The sequence below is a fragment of the Pararhodobacter sp. genome, assembly GCF_034676075.1.
In the GTDB taxonomy this organism is placed as follows: Bacteria; Pseudomonadota; Alphaproteobacteria; order Rhodobacterales; family Rhodobacteraceae; genus Pararhodobacter.
The window spans coordinates 1-12,999 of sequence record NZ_JAUCCQ010000026.1 but is presented as its reverse complement, the minus strand read 5'-3'; the positions used below and the strand labels follow the sequence as shown (position 1 = coordinate 12,999).

At 70.1% G+C, this 12,999-nt stretch carries 13 protein-coding genes; 5 read left to right on the top strand and 8 right to left on the bottom strand.

Annotation, left to right across the window (positions count from 1 at the left end; genetic code table 11):
• Positions 1 to 196 precede the first annotated feature (196 nt).
• From VDQ18_RS10035 to VDQ18_RS10015, 5 genes are read right to left on the bottom strand one after another with little or no spacing between them, the layout of a single operon-like run.
• Positions 197 to 2,275, bottom strand: coding sequence for a TonB-dependent receptor domain-containing protein (locus VDQ18_RS10035; protein WP_323020803.1), 2,079 nt, complete (start codon positions 2,273 to 2,275; stop codon positions 197 to 199).
• 57 nt (positions 2,276 to 2,332) lie between these two features.
• A complete protein-coding gene (locus VDQ18_RS10030; protein WP_323020802.1) occupies positions 2,333 to 3,109 on the bottom strand; it encodes a heme ABC transporter ATP-binding protein in 777 nt (258 codons plus the stop codon).
• Position 3,110: 1 nt separating this feature from the next.
• A complete protein-coding gene (locus tag VDQ18_RS10025) occupies positions 3,111 to 4,175 on the bottom strand; it encodes an iron ABC transporter permease (protein WP_323020801.1) in 1,065 nt (354 codons plus the stop codon).
• 4 nt (positions 4,176 to 4,179) lie between these two features.
• Positions 4,180 to 4,992 (bottom strand): heme/hemin ABC transporter substrate-binding protein, encoded by an 813-nt coding sequence (locus VDQ18_RS10020; protein WP_323020800.1) that lies wholly within the window; start codon positions 4,990 to 4,992, stop codon positions 4,180 to 4,182.
• A 3-nt stretch (positions 4,993 to 4,995) separates the two neighbouring features.
• A complete protein-coding gene (locus VDQ18_RS10015) occupies positions 4,996 to 6,108 on the bottom strand; it encodes a hemin-degrading factor (RefSeq protein WP_323020799.1) in 1,113 nt (370 codons plus the stop codon).
• 202 nt (positions 6,109 to 6,310) lie between these two features.
• Between VDQ18_RS10015 and VDQ18_RS10010 the strand changes: the two genes are divergently transcribed.
• Genes VDQ18_RS10010 through VDQ18_RS09990 form a run of 5 tightly spaced genes read left to right on the top strand, consistent with a single transcriptional unit; the run spans position 6,311 to position 9,119 of the window.
• On the top strand, positions 6,311 to 6,730 hold the full coding sequence (locus tag VDQ18_RS10010) for a hypothetical protein (RefSeq protein ID WP_323020798.1): 420 nt from the start codon (positions 6,311 to 6,313) through the stop codon (positions 6,728 to 6,730).
• A complete protein-coding gene (locus VDQ18_RS10005) occupies positions 6,727 to 7,365 on the top strand; it encodes a MotA/TolQ/ExbB proton channel family protein (protein ID WP_323020797.1) in 639 nt (212 codons plus the stop codon). Before VDQ18_RS10010 ends, VDQ18_RS10005 begins: the two co-directional genes overlap by 4 nt.
• Positions 7,358 to 7,738 (top strand): ExbD/TolR family protein, encoded by a 381-nt coding sequence (locus tag VDQ18_RS10000; RefSeq protein WP_323020796.1) that lies wholly within the window; start codon positions 7,358 to 7,360, stop codon positions 7,736 to 7,738. The genes VDQ18_RS10005 and VDQ18_RS10000 overlap by 8 nt, the downstream gene beginning before the upstream one ends.
• Positions 7,735 to 8,133: an ExbD/TolR family protein gene (locus VDQ18_RS09995; RefSeq protein ID WP_107750575.1), complete on the top strand. Its 399-nt coding sequence runs from the start codon at positions 7,735 to 7,737 to the stop codon at positions 8,131 to 8,133. The genes VDQ18_RS10000 and VDQ18_RS09995 overlap by 4 nt, the downstream gene beginning before the upstream one ends.
• Positions 8,130 to 9,119: a TonB family protein gene (locus VDQ18_RS09990; RefSeq protein ID WP_323020795.1), complete on the top strand. Its 990-nt coding sequence runs from the start codon at positions 8,130 to 8,132 to the stop codon at positions 9,117 to 9,119. The genes VDQ18_RS09995 and VDQ18_RS09990 overlap by 4 nt, the downstream gene beginning before the upstream one ends.
• Before the next feature lie 381 nt (positions 9,120 to 9,500).
• On the opposite strand, the gene VDQ18_RS09985 is transcribed toward VDQ18_RS09990, so the two are convergent.
• The 3 genes from VDQ18_RS09985 to VDQ18_RS09975 form a co-directional block, all read right to left on the bottom strand.
• Positions 9,501 to 10,661, bottom strand: coding sequence for a M20 aminoacylase family protein (locus VDQ18_RS09985; protein ID WP_323020794.1), 1,161 nt, complete (start codon positions 10,659 to 10,661; stop codon positions 9,501 to 9,503).
• 12 nt (positions 10,662 to 10,673) lie between these two features.
• Positions 10,674 to 11,843, bottom strand: coding sequence for an amidohydrolase (locus tag VDQ18_RS09980; protein WP_323020793.1), 1,170 nt, complete (start codon positions 11,841 to 11,843; stop codon positions 10,674 to 10,676).
• A gap of 5 nt (positions 11,844 to 11,848) precedes the next feature.
• The coding region (locus VDQ18_RS09975) for a M20 aminoacylase family protein (protein ID WP_323020792.1) at positions 11,849 to 12,999 on the bottom strand (1,151 nt) is incomplete at its 5' end.

Here is a 12,999-nt window from a genome sequence, read left to right as displayed (position 1 = left end):
GAAGCCTATATTTTTTTCAGATGCCTAGGACGCAGCCTTGCATCCAGCGACTAGCTCGGCGCCCGAGTGTCGCAACCAACGCAAACCTCTGAATGTATACATTCGGCAAAAAGTCAGTGCTTTCAGCCGCAAGACGCAAAAGCCGGGCGCAAGGGATGCGCCCGGCCATTTTGCCATCAAACAGGGTGACGACGGTTCAGAAGGTGATCGTGCGGCCCAGCGTCAGGCGGAAATCCCGGCCCCGGCGCGGCAGCGAGGTGGCATAGGAGCCGTCGAGCGCGTTGTAATAGTTGAGGTCGAAGACGTTGTTGACGGCGAATTGCACATCGATCCCGCGCAGCGCCCCGCTCTGCGGCCGCCAGGTCAGGAACAGGTCATGCACCGCATAGCCCGGGAACCGGTCGCCCGAAGCCAGCGTCACCGGCCCCGCGAAGGTGCCGCGCCAGCCGATTTCCAGGTTCTGCTGCGGCAGGCGGCGGCCGATCTCCAGCATCAGCTCCGGCGCCGGGGTCGAGGCCAGGCGGTCGCCCGTGCTCTGGTCGATGCCCTCGATCCAGCTGGCGGCGCTGCGGCCGAACCACAGGTCGGACTGGTAGGAGGCCTCAAGCTCGATGCCACGGATCCGGGCCCGGCCGATGTTCTGGAAGCTGGGCTGGCCGACGATGCCGACCCGCTCGATCCGGTCGCGGAACTGGTTGTTGAACGCGGTGAGCTTCAGGTCCAGCCCGTCGCCCTCGGTGATCAGGCCCCGCCCCTGCCAGGCGACGCCCAGCTCGACGGTGCGCGCGTGTTCCGGCCGCAGCCCCATCGACGAGACGCCGCCCGAGGTGCCGCTGTCGAAGACCTCGTCCAGGGACGGCAGCCGCGTCGTCTCGGCCAGGGTGCCGAAGACCGACCAGGCCTCGTTGATCCGGTATTGCGCGGACAGCGAGGCGGCGGTGCCCGAATGCGTGACCGGCACGTTCAGATAGGCCGGATCGACCCCGGCCGTCGCCACCATGCGCGAGCGGTCATGCCGCAGCGAGGCCAGCAGCGTGAAGTCCTGGTTCAGCACGAATTCGTTCTGCACGAAGACGCCCCAGGTATCGCTCTGCCCGGCCGGGTGCGAGGTCAGGGTCGAGGCGCCCGAGATCTGCACCCGCTCGCGCTGCGCCGCCTCGGCGCCGAAGGTCAGGTAGTTCTGCCAGTTGGCGCCTTCCATGGTGATGGTGTTGCGCGCGTTCAGCGACAGGGTCTCGTAGGCATAGACCGAATCCTGGAAGATCGAATAGGGCGGCGAGAAGGGCCAGCCGGGATAGCCGGTGGCGTTCGACTGGTCGACCTCGGAACGCGAATAGCTCAGCTGCACCCGGGCATCGAGCCAGGGATTGTCCGAAGCCGGGTTCTCCCAGGTGATCTGCGCCGTGTCATCGGTCACCACCCGGTCGACATTGCCGAAGACCGAGAAGTTGCCATAGGCCGAATAGGGCACCTGCACGCCCGAGGTGGTCCAGCGCGACAGCGTGAAGCGCAGGCTCTGCTCGCTGTCGTCGAAGGGCCGCCAGGTGGCGTTGACCAGCCCGGACTGGCTGGACAGGTTCGAGCCGGCGACCGGCACGCCGCCGCCCGCCTCGTAATCCTGCTCCTGCCGGGTGGTCAGCGCGGCCAGGATCTCGAAACGCTCGTTGAAGCGATGGGCGAGGATGGCCGAGCCCGAAAAGCCCGCGTTCGACTGCCCCGAGAGGCGGAAGCGCAGCGCGGTGTTCTCGTCCCCGGTCAGGAAGTCCGAGGCCTCGCGCGTCTCGAAGGCGACGACGCCGCCGATGGCGCCCGAACCATAGAGCAGGGACGCGCCCGGCCCCCGCAGCACTTCCACGCGGCGATAGAGGTCCGGCTCGCCGAAATGCGAGCCCACGCGGTATTGCTCGAAGTACTTCTGCACGCCGTCGATGGTGACGACGATGCGATTCTCATCCGAGGCCGATTGCGTGCCGACGCCGCGGATGTTCAGGAACTGGCCGGTCATCGCCTCGCCGCCGAAGGCCTGAACGCCGGGCACGGCGCGCAGCAATTCACCGGGCGTGGTGGCCTGTTCGCGGTCCAGGTCTTCCTGTTCCAGCGCGGTCACGGCCTGCGGCGTGTCGATGGCGACCCGGGCACGGCCCGCAGACAGGATGATCCGGCCCAGCAGCGTGAAGACGCCCTCGCCGGTGGCCTGCGCGGCGGCGGGGGTGGAAAGCGCGGTGGCAAGCGCCAGCGTCGAGACCGCACCGAGGCGGCGGATGGTGGGTGACATGGGTCCCTCGTTTGGTTGTTGTTGTTGATGCTGGCGAGGGGCTGGCAGTTGGATGGATCAGGCCGCGGCTTGCGGCAGGATGAAGGGGGTGCCGTCGGACGGCGGCGTGGACACGCGGATCGCGCAGCCATAGGCGGCGGCAAGAGTGGCATCGGTGAAGACCTCGGCCGGGCTGCCGCGCGCGGCGATGCGGCCCGCGGTCATCAGCCAGACCTGATCGGCGACCATGGCGGTGAGGTTCAAGTCATGCATGACGGCGATCACCCCGCCGCCCGCTTCGGCGAAATCCCGGGCGATGCGCATCACCTGCAGCTGGTGCCCGATATCGAGTGCAGCCACAGGTTCATCGAGGAACAGCCAGCGCGGCAGGCCATGGACCACCGGCGTCCAGACCTGCAACAGGACCCGCGCCAGATGCACCCTTTGCTGTTCGCCGCCCGACAGCTCCTGGAAAAGCCGCCCCTCGTAGCCGCCAAGCCCCACCCGGTGCAAGGCCTGCGAGGGCAGCGCCCGGGCCTCGGCCCCCGGCACGCCGGTCAGGCCCAGCCGCACGATTTCCAGCACGGTGAAGGGGAAGGCCAGCGGCACCGATTGCGGCAGCACGGCCCGGCGCAGCGCCAGCGCCTCGGGCTTGAGGCTGCGCAGGTCCTGCCCGTCAAGGCACAGCCGCCCGGAGGAGGCCACCTCGCCCGTCAGCGCGCGCAGCAGCGTCGTCTTGCCCGAGCCGTTCGGCCCGACGATGCAGGTCAGCGTCCCGGCCCTTGCCTCAAGGTCGATGCCCTTCAGGATCGGCTTGCGGCCCAGCGTGACGGAAAGGGTTTCGGCGTCCAGCATGTCAGAGGTCCACGAGCCCGCGCTTGCGCAGCAGGATCCACAGGAAGAACGGCCCGCCCGCCAGCGCCGTGACGATGCCGATGGGCAGTTCGGCAGGCGCGGCGATGGTGCGCGCGACCATATCGGCGCCGATCAGCAGCGCCGCGCCCAGCAGGCCCGCGGCGGGCAGCAGGAAGCGGTGATCCGGCCCCATGGCGAGGCGCAAGAGGTGCGGCACGACGATGCCGACGAAGCCGATCCCGCCCGAGACCGCCACCGCCGCCCCGGTCATCGCCGCAACGGCGAGGATGGCGAGGCGCTTGGCGCGCTCCACCCGGATCCCCAGATGCATGGCCGTCGCCTCGCCCAGCGACAGCGCGTTCAGCGCCCGGGCCATGAAGGGCACCGCCAGCAGCCCCAGGATCATCACCGGCGCCGCGGCGGCAAGGCGGGTCCAGCTGGACCCGGCCAGCGAGCCCATGTTCCAGAAGGTCAGGTCCCTGAGCTGCGCGTCGTCCGCGAGGAAGATCAGCACGCCCATTCCCGCACCCGCCAGCGCCGCCATGGCGATCCCGGCCAGCAGCATCGTCGCCACCGAAGTACGCCCGGCCCGGGTGCTGATCCGGTAGAGCAGCAGCGTGCTGGCCCAACCGCCGAGGAAGGCGCCGATCGGCACCAGATGCGACCCCGCCAGCGCCAGCAGCCCGGCGGGCAGCAGACCGCCCAGCACGATGACCAGCACCGCACCGAGGCTCGCGCCCGCGCTGACCCCGACGATGCCGGGATCGGCCAGCGGGTTGCGGAACAGGCCCTGCATCACCGCCCCGGCCACCGCCAGCGAGGCGCCGACCAGCGCCCCGGTGACCAGCCGCGGCAAGCGGATGTCGAACAGGATCACCCGCTCACGCAGCCCGATGGCCTCACCCGCCAGCCAGTCGCCCAGCACCGCCCAGGGCGAGACCCCCGCCGCGCCCACCGCCAGCGAGGCCACGCCCGCCGCCAGCAGCAGAGCCACCAGCGCCAGCGTCACCTTCTGCGCCCGGGGCGCGCGGTCGCCGGACGGGACCGGAGGGGTCAGCGCCACCATCGGCTCAGCCCTCCAGCGCCCGGATGAGCGCCAGCGCCGCCTCGGGCGTGCGCGGGCCGAAGCCCAGCAGCAGCGCGCCGTCCATCCGCACGATCCGCCCGTTCTGCGCCGCGGGCGTCAGCCCCAGCGCCGGATGGGCCAGGATCGCCGCATCGTCCAGCGCATGATCGCCCGAGCGGTCCATCATCAGGATCGCGTCGGGCGCAGCGGCGGCGATGGCCTCGTCGGTTAGGGGGCGATAGCCCTCGAACCCGTCGAGCACGTTCTGCGCCCCGGCCAGCGTCAGGATGCCTTGCGCCGCGGTGCCCTGCCCCGCCGCCATCACCCGGCCGCCAGCCGCCGACAGGATGAACAGCACCCGGGGACTTTCAGCCGCCGCGCGGGCCTCGGCCAGGGTGGCGAAACCCTCGGTCACCGACCCCACCAGCGGCGCCGGATCGACGCCGAGCGCCCCCGCCACCCCCTCGATTCGGGCGATGACACCGGCCTCGGTGAAATCGGCCGCGATCCGCACCACCGGCACGGCGCTGGCCGCGACCAGATCCATCGTCGCGGGCGGGCCCGCATCGACATCGGCGAGGATCAGATCGGGATCCAGCGACAGCAGCCCCTCGGGCGACAGCGCCCGCAGATAGCCCACATCGGGCAGTTCCGCGAAAACCTCGGGGTAGAGGCAGGTCGTATCCCGACCGACCACCCGATCCACCTGCCCCAAAGCCGCGACCACCTCGCACAGCGCCGAGCCCGCCACCACGACGCGGTCCTGCGCCAGGGTGGGCGTGGCGGCCAGAGCCGCCACAACCAACAATCCACGCATGGCTCAGATCCCGTGCGTCTGGGCGAGCGCATCGGTCAGCGCCACCCAGCCCTCGGTCCCGGGGAGCGGGCCGCTGTTGTCCTCGGGCGCGGGTTCCGAGCGTTCGTTGCCCGGCGCCCGCTGGCCGAAGATCTGGGCGATGACCATGCCGTCGGCGTCGAAGAACTCGATCGACACTGCCATGCCGTGCTTGGTCGGTTTGCGCACCAGCCAGACCTCGGCGATCTTGTCCGAGCGCAGGTGCAGGTTGAAGCCCGGGTCCAGCACGTTCAGCCAGGGGCCCATCTGCTCGATCCGGTGGACGAGGCCGCCATGGATCTGGATGCAGCCCATGTTGCCGACGAAGATCATCACCGGAACCTGCCCCTCGGCCGCACCGCGCAGCGCGGCATCGACCGCCTCGGGCTTCAGCGCCACGGCATAGGGTGCCCCGGCGATGCGATAGGCGCCAAGGCGGTTCATCTTCAGCTTCGAGGTGAGGCGCAGGAACTGGTGCGTATCGGTCAGCGCGTCCCATTCCTTCAGCAGGATGTCGCGCTTCTCGGCGTTGGATTTCGCCGCCTCGACCGGGGAACGCGGCTGGGTCTCGATCCCGTCCGACTGGTCCTCGGCCCGCAGATCGGCAACCAGCGCCTCGAAGGCCGCGACATTCGTGGCCGGACGCAGATGCACCTTGTGCACCGCATCCCCCGCCGCATCGAAGATCTGGATCGAGCGCTTGTCGCCGTCGCTCAGCGCGAAAGCGTGCACCCAATGGCGCGGGAAGATCCGCAGGTCGATATCCGGACCCAGCACCATCGCCGCATGCGGCCCGGGGTGATAGTCCAGATAGGCGCCGTCCTTCTCGTGCACGCAATGCTCGTTGCGGGTAAGCGCCATGACAGGGCCCAGATTCCCCAGCGCCGGGAACAGCCGGTCGATGTCACAGGTCAGGCGCACCACACCCTTGCCGTCGACGCCCGAGGCCACCAGATGCGCCTCGCTCACGCCCAGCTGCTCGGCCAGATCGCGGATGCGGCTTTTCGGATTCCCGGCGCGGGCATCGCGCAGGCCCTGCGGCGAGCGGTCGAGCGCGGTCACCTCGGAGGTGAGGTCGGGGGCGGTAAGGCTGGACATGGCAATCCCTTTCATGACCAAGGCAGCGGGGGCAGGCGCGTCTGGCGAAAGGCTGGATTGCGCGGTCGCGCCGAAGAGGGCGCGGTTACTTGACAAAATCTGTTAGGTATCCTAGCCGAAACATGCAAGCGGAAAATTCGTTTCCGCGGTCCCCGCCAGCCATCGCGCCAGCCAGATCTTTACCCTGCAAGCCGAGGTCATGATGGCTGTCCGATTCCCCGCCCTCTGCGGCGCGCTGATGCTCGCCGCGCAGAGCGCCCTCGCCCAATCCACCCCCGATCAAGCCGCCCCGGCGGTCAGCGTCGAGCTGAACGCCATCCACCCCCGGGACGGCGCCTGCCAGTTCGTGCTGGTCGGCCAGAACGGGACCGAAGCCGATATCGACCGGCTGGTGCTGGAGGCGGTGCTTTTCGACACCGAGGGGCGGGTCGCGACGATGACGCTGCTGGACCTGCAGGACCTGCCCGCGGGCCGCATGCGGGTCCGCAGTTTCGAGATCGGCGGGATCACCTGCGAGGGCGTCTCGCGGCTCCTGATCAACGGCGTCAGCAGCTGTGAGCCCGAGGGCTGCGGCGCGGCGATCGAAGCCCGCTCCGTCACCCCGATCGAGGTGCTGCAATGAACGCGCTGTTCGAGGCCGTCGCCAATGTCGCGGAACTGGGCGGCCCGGTGGTCATGGTGCTGCTGGCCATGTCGCTGGTGGCGCTGGCCCTGATCCTGGCCAAGATCTGGCAATTCCTGCGCCTCGGCGTCGGACGCCACGGCGCGCTGGACCGGGCGCTGACCGCCTGGGACCGCGGCGCCGCCACCGAGGCGCGCCAGCAGGCCAAGGCCGCGCCCAGCCATCTGGGGCCGGTGACCCTGCTCGCGCTCGATGCCGCGGGCGATGGCCAGCACGACGAGGCCGCGCTCCGCGCCCGCCTCACGGGCGAGGCCGCGGCCCGTCTGGCGCGGCTCTCGGCCGGGCTCAGGCTGCTCGATTCCGTGGCGCAGGTGGCGCCGCTGCTGGGGCTCTTCGGCACGGTTCTGGGCATGATCGAGGCCTTCCAGGGCCTGCAATCGGCGGGCGCCGCCGTCGACCCCTCGGCCTTGGCAGGCGGGATCTGGGTCGCGCTCCTGACCACCGCCGTGGGCCTGGCCGTCGCCATGCCCGCCTCGCTGGTGCTGGCCTGGTTCGACGCCCGCATCGCCCGTGAGGCGGCGATGTCCGAGCGGATCATCGACACCGCCCTCTGCGCCGGCCTCGGCCATGGCTGACAGCCGCCTGACGCCCGCGCCGCGACGGCGCGGTCTGTCGCTCACCTCGCTGATCGACGTGATCTTCCTGCTTCTCTTGTTCTTCATGCTGACCTCGACCTTCACCAAGCTGGGCGAGCTGGAACTGACCGCCGCGCCGCAAGGCGCGGGCAGCGCCGACACACCGCCCGCCTTCGTCCAGCTCGGCCCCGAGTCGCTGCGCCTCAATGCCCGCGACATTCCGCTCGAGGACCTCCGCGCCGCGCTGACCGAGCTTGCCGGACCCGAGGGCACGGCGCTCATCGCGCTGGCCGAGGGGGTCGAGGCACAGCGCCTGGTCGATATCCTGGCCGCGCTGCGCGGGGCGCCCTTCGCCGTGCGGGTGCTGGGATGAGAGCCGCCACGCCCACTCGCAGCAAGGGCGAGCCGACCATCGGCCTGATCAACATCGTCTTCCTGATGCTGATCTTCTTCCTGATCGCCGGGACCATCGCCCCCTCGCCCGATCCGTCGGTGACGCTGGTCAGCATCGCCGAGCTGGAAACCCGCGCCCCGCCCGAGGCGCTGGTCATCACCGCCGAGGGCGGGCTGCGCATCGACGGCATCGACTGGCCGGACACGCCCGAAGCGGGCGCGCTGGCCTATCTGGAAACCCTGCCCGAGCCGCGCGTCGCCCGCCTGCTGGTCGACCGGGCGGCGCCCGCGGCGCTGGTCGTGTCCCTCGCCGAGGGGCTGCGCGGCGCCGGGGCGGAACGGGTGGTCCTGTTGGGAGAAAGGGCCCTCGAATGAGCTTTGCCCGCACCGAACCCGCCTGGCCGGCGCTGATCGTCGCCGGAGCCCTGTCGCTCGCCGCCCATGCCGCGGTGCTGGCGGGCTTCGCCGGGCGCGGCGAGTCGCTGATGATCGAAGGCGGCGGCGTGGCCGAGATCGCCGCGCTCGGCAATGATTTCCGCGACTTCACCCGCGGCGCCCTGCCCTCGCAGGCGGCCGAGGCCGTGCCGGAAACCCCGACCGAAGCCGCCCCGACACCGTCGCCGGTGGCGCCGCGCGCCACGGCCAGCGACACGCCCCCGGCCGCGACCGAGGCGGCCGAGGCCCCGACGACGCCCCCGGTCGCCGCGCCCCGGACCCTGACCGAAACCGCGCCCGAGGCCGTCCCCCCGGCCAGCGAGACCCCCACCTTGACCGCCGCCCCCGCCGCGACGCCGGTGGCAAGCACGTCCGCCACACCGCCCGCCGCGACCCAAGCCACTCCCCTCGCCGCCGCCGCGCCCGTCACCCCGCCGACCACCGCCCCCACGCCCGAGGTCGAGGTCCAGATGGCCGCCGCCGACACCCCCCGCCCGCAGCGCCGCCCCGACCCCGAGACCCGGCGCCCGCCACAACAATCCAGCGCCGCCCAGGCCGCGGGCGATTCCGACCGCGACGCGAGGCGCGGCTCGGACCAGGGCCAGCAACAGGCCACGGCCGCCCGAGCCGCGCCCCGGCAGGCGGCCGCCGCCGCCCCCGGCAATGCCGCGGCTTCGAACTACCCGGGCCAGGTGATGCAGCGCATCCAGAGGGTCCGTCGTGCCCGGGTCAATGCGCGCGGCACCGCGGTCGTGGCCTTCACCATCGCGCCGGGTGGCGGGCTGGCGGGGGTGCAGATCGCCCGCGCCTCGGGCAGCGCGGCGCTCGATCAGGCGGCGCTCGACCACATCCGCCGCGCCGCGCCCTTCCCCGCCCCGCCCCAGGGCGCGCAACGGCAATTCTCGTTCGAATTCGTCGGACGCTGAGGAAAAGGAAGGGGGGCTTTCTGCCCCCTCTGCCCTGCGGGCTGGTCCGGCCCTGCGCTTGCGCTCCGGGCGTTCGGGCCTGACGACGCGCCACCGGCGCCTCGTCCGGGCGGCCCTCACCCCCGAGGATATTTGAAGAACAAAGATGGCAGGTTAACGCCCTCTTAATCTTCATCTTTGTTCTGAAAATATCCTCGGGGGTTTCCAAAGGGGGCCCGAGGGTCCCCTTTGGCGGGGGGTGAGCGGCGTCTCGGAAACGCGCCAGTGGCGCGTTTCAGCCGCGAACGCCGCGCCCGTGGCGCGGCAGGGGGCCGAGGGGGCTGGCCCCCCGCCCTTTTAGTTTCTCTGGGCGCGCGCGCCAGCCCGCCCCCTCCCGCGGCCTCAGGCGGGCATCCGCTGCTCGACGATCTCCGCCCACCACGAGCAGCCCGCCGGGATCGCATTGTCGTCGAAATCGTATTTCGGGTGGTGCACCATCGCCGTGTCGCCGTTGCCGACCAGGATATAGGCGCCCGGCCGTTCCTCGAGCATGAAGGCGAAATCCTCGCCGCCCATGACCAGCGGCGCGGGCGCGCAGTCGCCCGCGATCTTGGTCGCCACGCGCGCCGCGAATTCGGTCTGTTCGGGGCTGTTCACCATCACCGGATAGCCCTTGATATACTCGACCCGCGCCACCGCGCCGAAGGCCTCGGCGACGCCGGTGCAGAGCGCGGTGATACGCTTTTCGGCCATGGCGCGGGTCTCGGCATCCATGGTCCGCACCGTCCCCTTCAGCTCGACATGCTGAGGGATGACGTTGAACGCCTCGGATTCAGTGCGGAACGAGGTGACCGAGACGACGAGGTTCTTCACCGGATCATGGTTGCGGCTGGCCACGGTCTGCAGCGCCGTCACCATCTGCGCCGCGACCACGGTCGTGTCGATCGTCTCATGCGGTTTCGCGGCATGGCCGCCCAGCCCCTCGACCTCGATGCGGAACGTGTCGGTGGCGGCGAAGAAGGCGCCCTCGCGGATCGCGAAACTGCCCAGCGGCAGGCCCGGCATGTTGTGCATGCCATAGACCTCCTGGATGCCCCAGCGCTCCATCAGCCCCTCGTCGCACATCACCTTGCCGCCGCCGCCGCCCTCTTCGGCGGGCTGGAAGATCACCACCACGGTGCCGTCGAAATTCCGCGTCTCGGCCAGGTATTTGGCGGCGCCCAGCAGCATCGCCGTATGCCCGTCATGGCCGCAGGCATGCATCTTGCCCGGCGTTTTCGAGGCGTGTTCCGCTCCCGTCGCCTCAAAGATCGGCAGCGCGTCCATATCGGCGCGCAGCCCGATCACCTTGCCCGAGCCCTGGGCCATGCCCTTGATCACCCCGACCACGCCGGTGCGCCCGATCCCCTCGGTCACCTCGTCGCAGCCGAAGTCGCGCAGCTTCTCGGCAACGATTCCGGCAGTGCGGTGGGTGTCGAACAGCAGTTCGGGGTTCTCGTGGAAATCGCGGCGCCAGGCGGTGATTTCGGGCAGCAATTCGGCGAAACGGTTTTTGACGGGCATCTCTCTCTCCTTTCAGGCCGAAAGCGGCATGCGCTGTTCGGCAAGCGTGGCAAACCAGGAACAGCCGGCCGGGATCGCCTCGTCGTTGAATTCATATTCCGGGTGGTGCAGGTCGGCCGAGGGGCCGATGCCGAGGAAGACGAAGGCGCCCGGGCGCACGGCCAGCATATCGGCGAAATCCTCGCCGCCCATCGAGGGTTCGAAGGCCGTGTCGATCTCGGCCGAGACGGCCTGCGCGGCGGCCAGCGCCACCTCGGCCTCGGGGCCCGAGTTGATCGTCGGCAGCACGCCGTCCTGATAGGTGAGCGTGGCGGTGGCGCCATAGGCCTCGGCGGTCGACGCGGCAATGCGCGCGATGCGCTCCTTGATCAGCTGCTTGGTGGGCACGTCGAAGGTCCGCACCGTGCCGGTCAGCCTGACCGCATCGGGGATCACGTTATGCGCCATCGTATCGGTCGCCATGCCGGTGACCGACAGCACCGCCGGTTGCAGCGCCGGGACATTGCGCGCCACGACCTGTTGCAGGGCCATGACCACGGCGGCCGCGGCAAGCGTGGTGTCCGCCGCCAGATGCGGCATCGCCCCGTGCCCGCCCTTGCCGCGCACCGCGATCTCGAAGAAATCGGCCGCGGCCAGCACCGGCCCCGGCTTCACCGCGAAGGAGCCCAGCGGCTGGTTGGGGCGGTTGTGCAGGCCGTAGACCTCCTGGATGCCCCAGCGCTCCATCAAGCCATCCTCGACCATGGCCTTGGCGCCGCCGCCCATTTCCTCGGCCGGCTGGAAGGCCAGCACCACCGTGCCATCGAAATTCCGCGTCTCGGCCAGATACTTGGCGGCGCCCAGCAGGATCGCGGTGTGGCCGTCATGACCGCAGGCGTGCATCTTACCCGCCTCGGTCGAGGCATGGGGCAGGCCCGTCGCCTCATGGATCGGCAGCGCGTCCATGTCGGCCCGGAAACCCAGCACCCGGCCCGAGCCGGTCTGGCGCCCCTTGATGACCGCGACGACGCCGGACTGACCGACGCCCTCGGTGATCTCGTCCACCCCGAAGCTGCGTAAAAGTTCCGCGACCCGCCCGGCGGTGCGGGGCAGATCGAAGCGCAATTCCGGATGGGCGTGGAAATCTTGCCGCCAGGCGGCGATCTCAGGCAGCCAGTCGGCGAAGCGGTTCTTCACGGGCATGAGCGTTACTCCAGGGGCATCCGGCGTTCGGCAAGGGTTACGAACCACGAGCATCCCACCGGGATGGCCTCGTCCTCGAAGCGATAGGCAGGGTGGTGGCACATCGGCGTGTCGCCGTTGCCGAGAAAGATATAGGCGCCGGGCCGAGCCTCGAGCATGAAGGCGAAATCCTCGGCGGGCATCACCGGCTTGGTGTCGCGGTCGACATTGGCCTCGCCCACCACTTCGGCGGCGCAATCGGCGGCGAACTTCGTCTGGTCTGGGTGGTTCATCGTCACCGGATAGCCCCAGCGGAAATCCACCTCGGCCGTCGCGCCATAGGCCTGGGCGGTCATCGGCACCAGCGCAATGATCCGCTCGTGCGCCAGTTTCCGCAGCTCGGGATCCAGCGTGCGGACCGTGCCCTTGAGCGTGACCTCGTGCGCAATGACGTTCGAGACCACCGAATCGGTGTGGAAACTGCCCACCGTCACCACGACCGAGCCCAGCGGGTCGATGTTGCGGGCGACGATGGATTGCAGGCCGATGACGATATGGCTGGCGACCAGCGTGGTGTCGATCGCCGCATGGGGCATCGCCGCATGGCCGCCCCGCCCCGTCACCTTGATCTCGAATTCATCCGCCGAGGCCAGCAGCGCCCCCTCGCGGATCGCGAATTTGCCGACCGGCTCGCCAGGCATGTTGTGCAGGCCATAGATCTCCTGCACGTTCCAGCGGTCCATCAGCCCGTCGTCGACCATGGCCTTGCCCCCTGCCCCGCCCTCTTCGGCGGGCTGGAAGGCCAGCACCACGGTGCCGTCGAAATTCCGCGTCTCGGCCAGATACTTGGCGGCGCCCAGCAGGATCGCCGTGTGCCCGTCATGGCCGCAGGCATGCATCTTGCCCGGGGTCTTCGAGGCGAAATCGAGCCCCGTCGCCTCGGTGATGGGCAGCGCATCCATGTCGGCGCGGAACCCGATCACCTTGCCCGAGCCGGTCTTGCGGCCCCGGATCACACCGACCACGCCCGACACGCCGATCCCCGGCACCACCTCGTCGCAGCCGAACTGCGTAAGCTTCGCCGCCACCACGCCCGAGGTGCGCGGCAGGTCGTACATCAGTTCGGGGTTCTCGTGCAGATCGTGGCGCCAGGCGGTGATCTCGGGGTGAAGTTCGG

What these genes read in the sequence shown, in the direction of transcription:
- VDQ18_RS10035 (WP_323020803.1), bottom strand. Translation starts at nt 2,275, where the DNA reads ATGTCACCCACCATCCGCCGCCTCGGTGCGGTCTCGACGCTGGCGCTT.
- VDQ18_RS10030 (WP_323020802.1), bottom strand. Translation starts at nt 3,109, where the DNA reads ATGCTGGACGCCGAAACCCTTTCCGTCACGCTGGGCCGCAAGCCGATC.
- VDQ18_RS10025 (WP_323020801.1), bottom strand. Translation starts at nt 4,175, where the DNA reads ATGGTGGCGCTGACCCCTCCGGTCCCGTCCGGCGACCGCGCGCCCCGG.
- VDQ18_RS10020 (WP_323020800.1), bottom strand. Translation starts at nt 4,992, where the DNA reads ATGCGTGGATTGTTGGTTGTGGCGGCTCTGGCCGCCACGCCCACCCTG.
- VDQ18_RS10015 (WP_323020799.1), bottom strand. Translation starts at nt 6,108, where the DNA reads ATGTCCAGCCTTACCGCCCCCGACCTCACCTCCGAGGTGACCGCGCTC.
- VDQ18_RS10010 (WP_323020798.1), top strand. Translation starts at nt 6,311, where the DNA reads ATGGCTGTCCGATTCCCCGCCCTCTGCGGCGCGCTGATGCTCGCCGCG.
- VDQ18_RS10005 (WP_323020797.1), top strand. Translation starts at nt 6,727, where the DNA reads ATGAACGCGCTGTTCGAGGCCGTCGCCAATGTCGCGGAACTGGGCGGC.
- VDQ18_RS10000 (WP_323020796.1), top strand. Translation starts at nt 7,358, where the DNA reads ATGGCTGACAGCCGCCTGACGCCCGCGCCGCGACGGCGCGGTCTGTCG.
- VDQ18_RS09995 (WP_107750575.1), top strand. Translation starts at nt 7,735, where the DNA reads ATGAGAGCCGCCACGCCCACTCGCAGCAAGGGCGAGCCGACCATCGGC.
- VDQ18_RS09990 (WP_323020795.1), top strand. Translation starts at nt 8,130, where the DNA reads ATGAGCTTTGCCCGCACCGAACCCGCCTGGCCGGCGCTGATCGTCGCC.
- VDQ18_RS09985 (WP_323020794.1), bottom strand. Translation starts at nt 10,661, where the DNA reads ATGCCCGTCAAAAACCGTTTCGCCGAATTGCTGCCCGAAATCACCGCC.
- VDQ18_RS09980 (WP_323020793.1), bottom strand. Translation starts at nt 11,843, where the DNA reads ATGCCCGTGAAGAACCGCTTCGCCGACTGGCTGCCTGAGATCGCCGCC.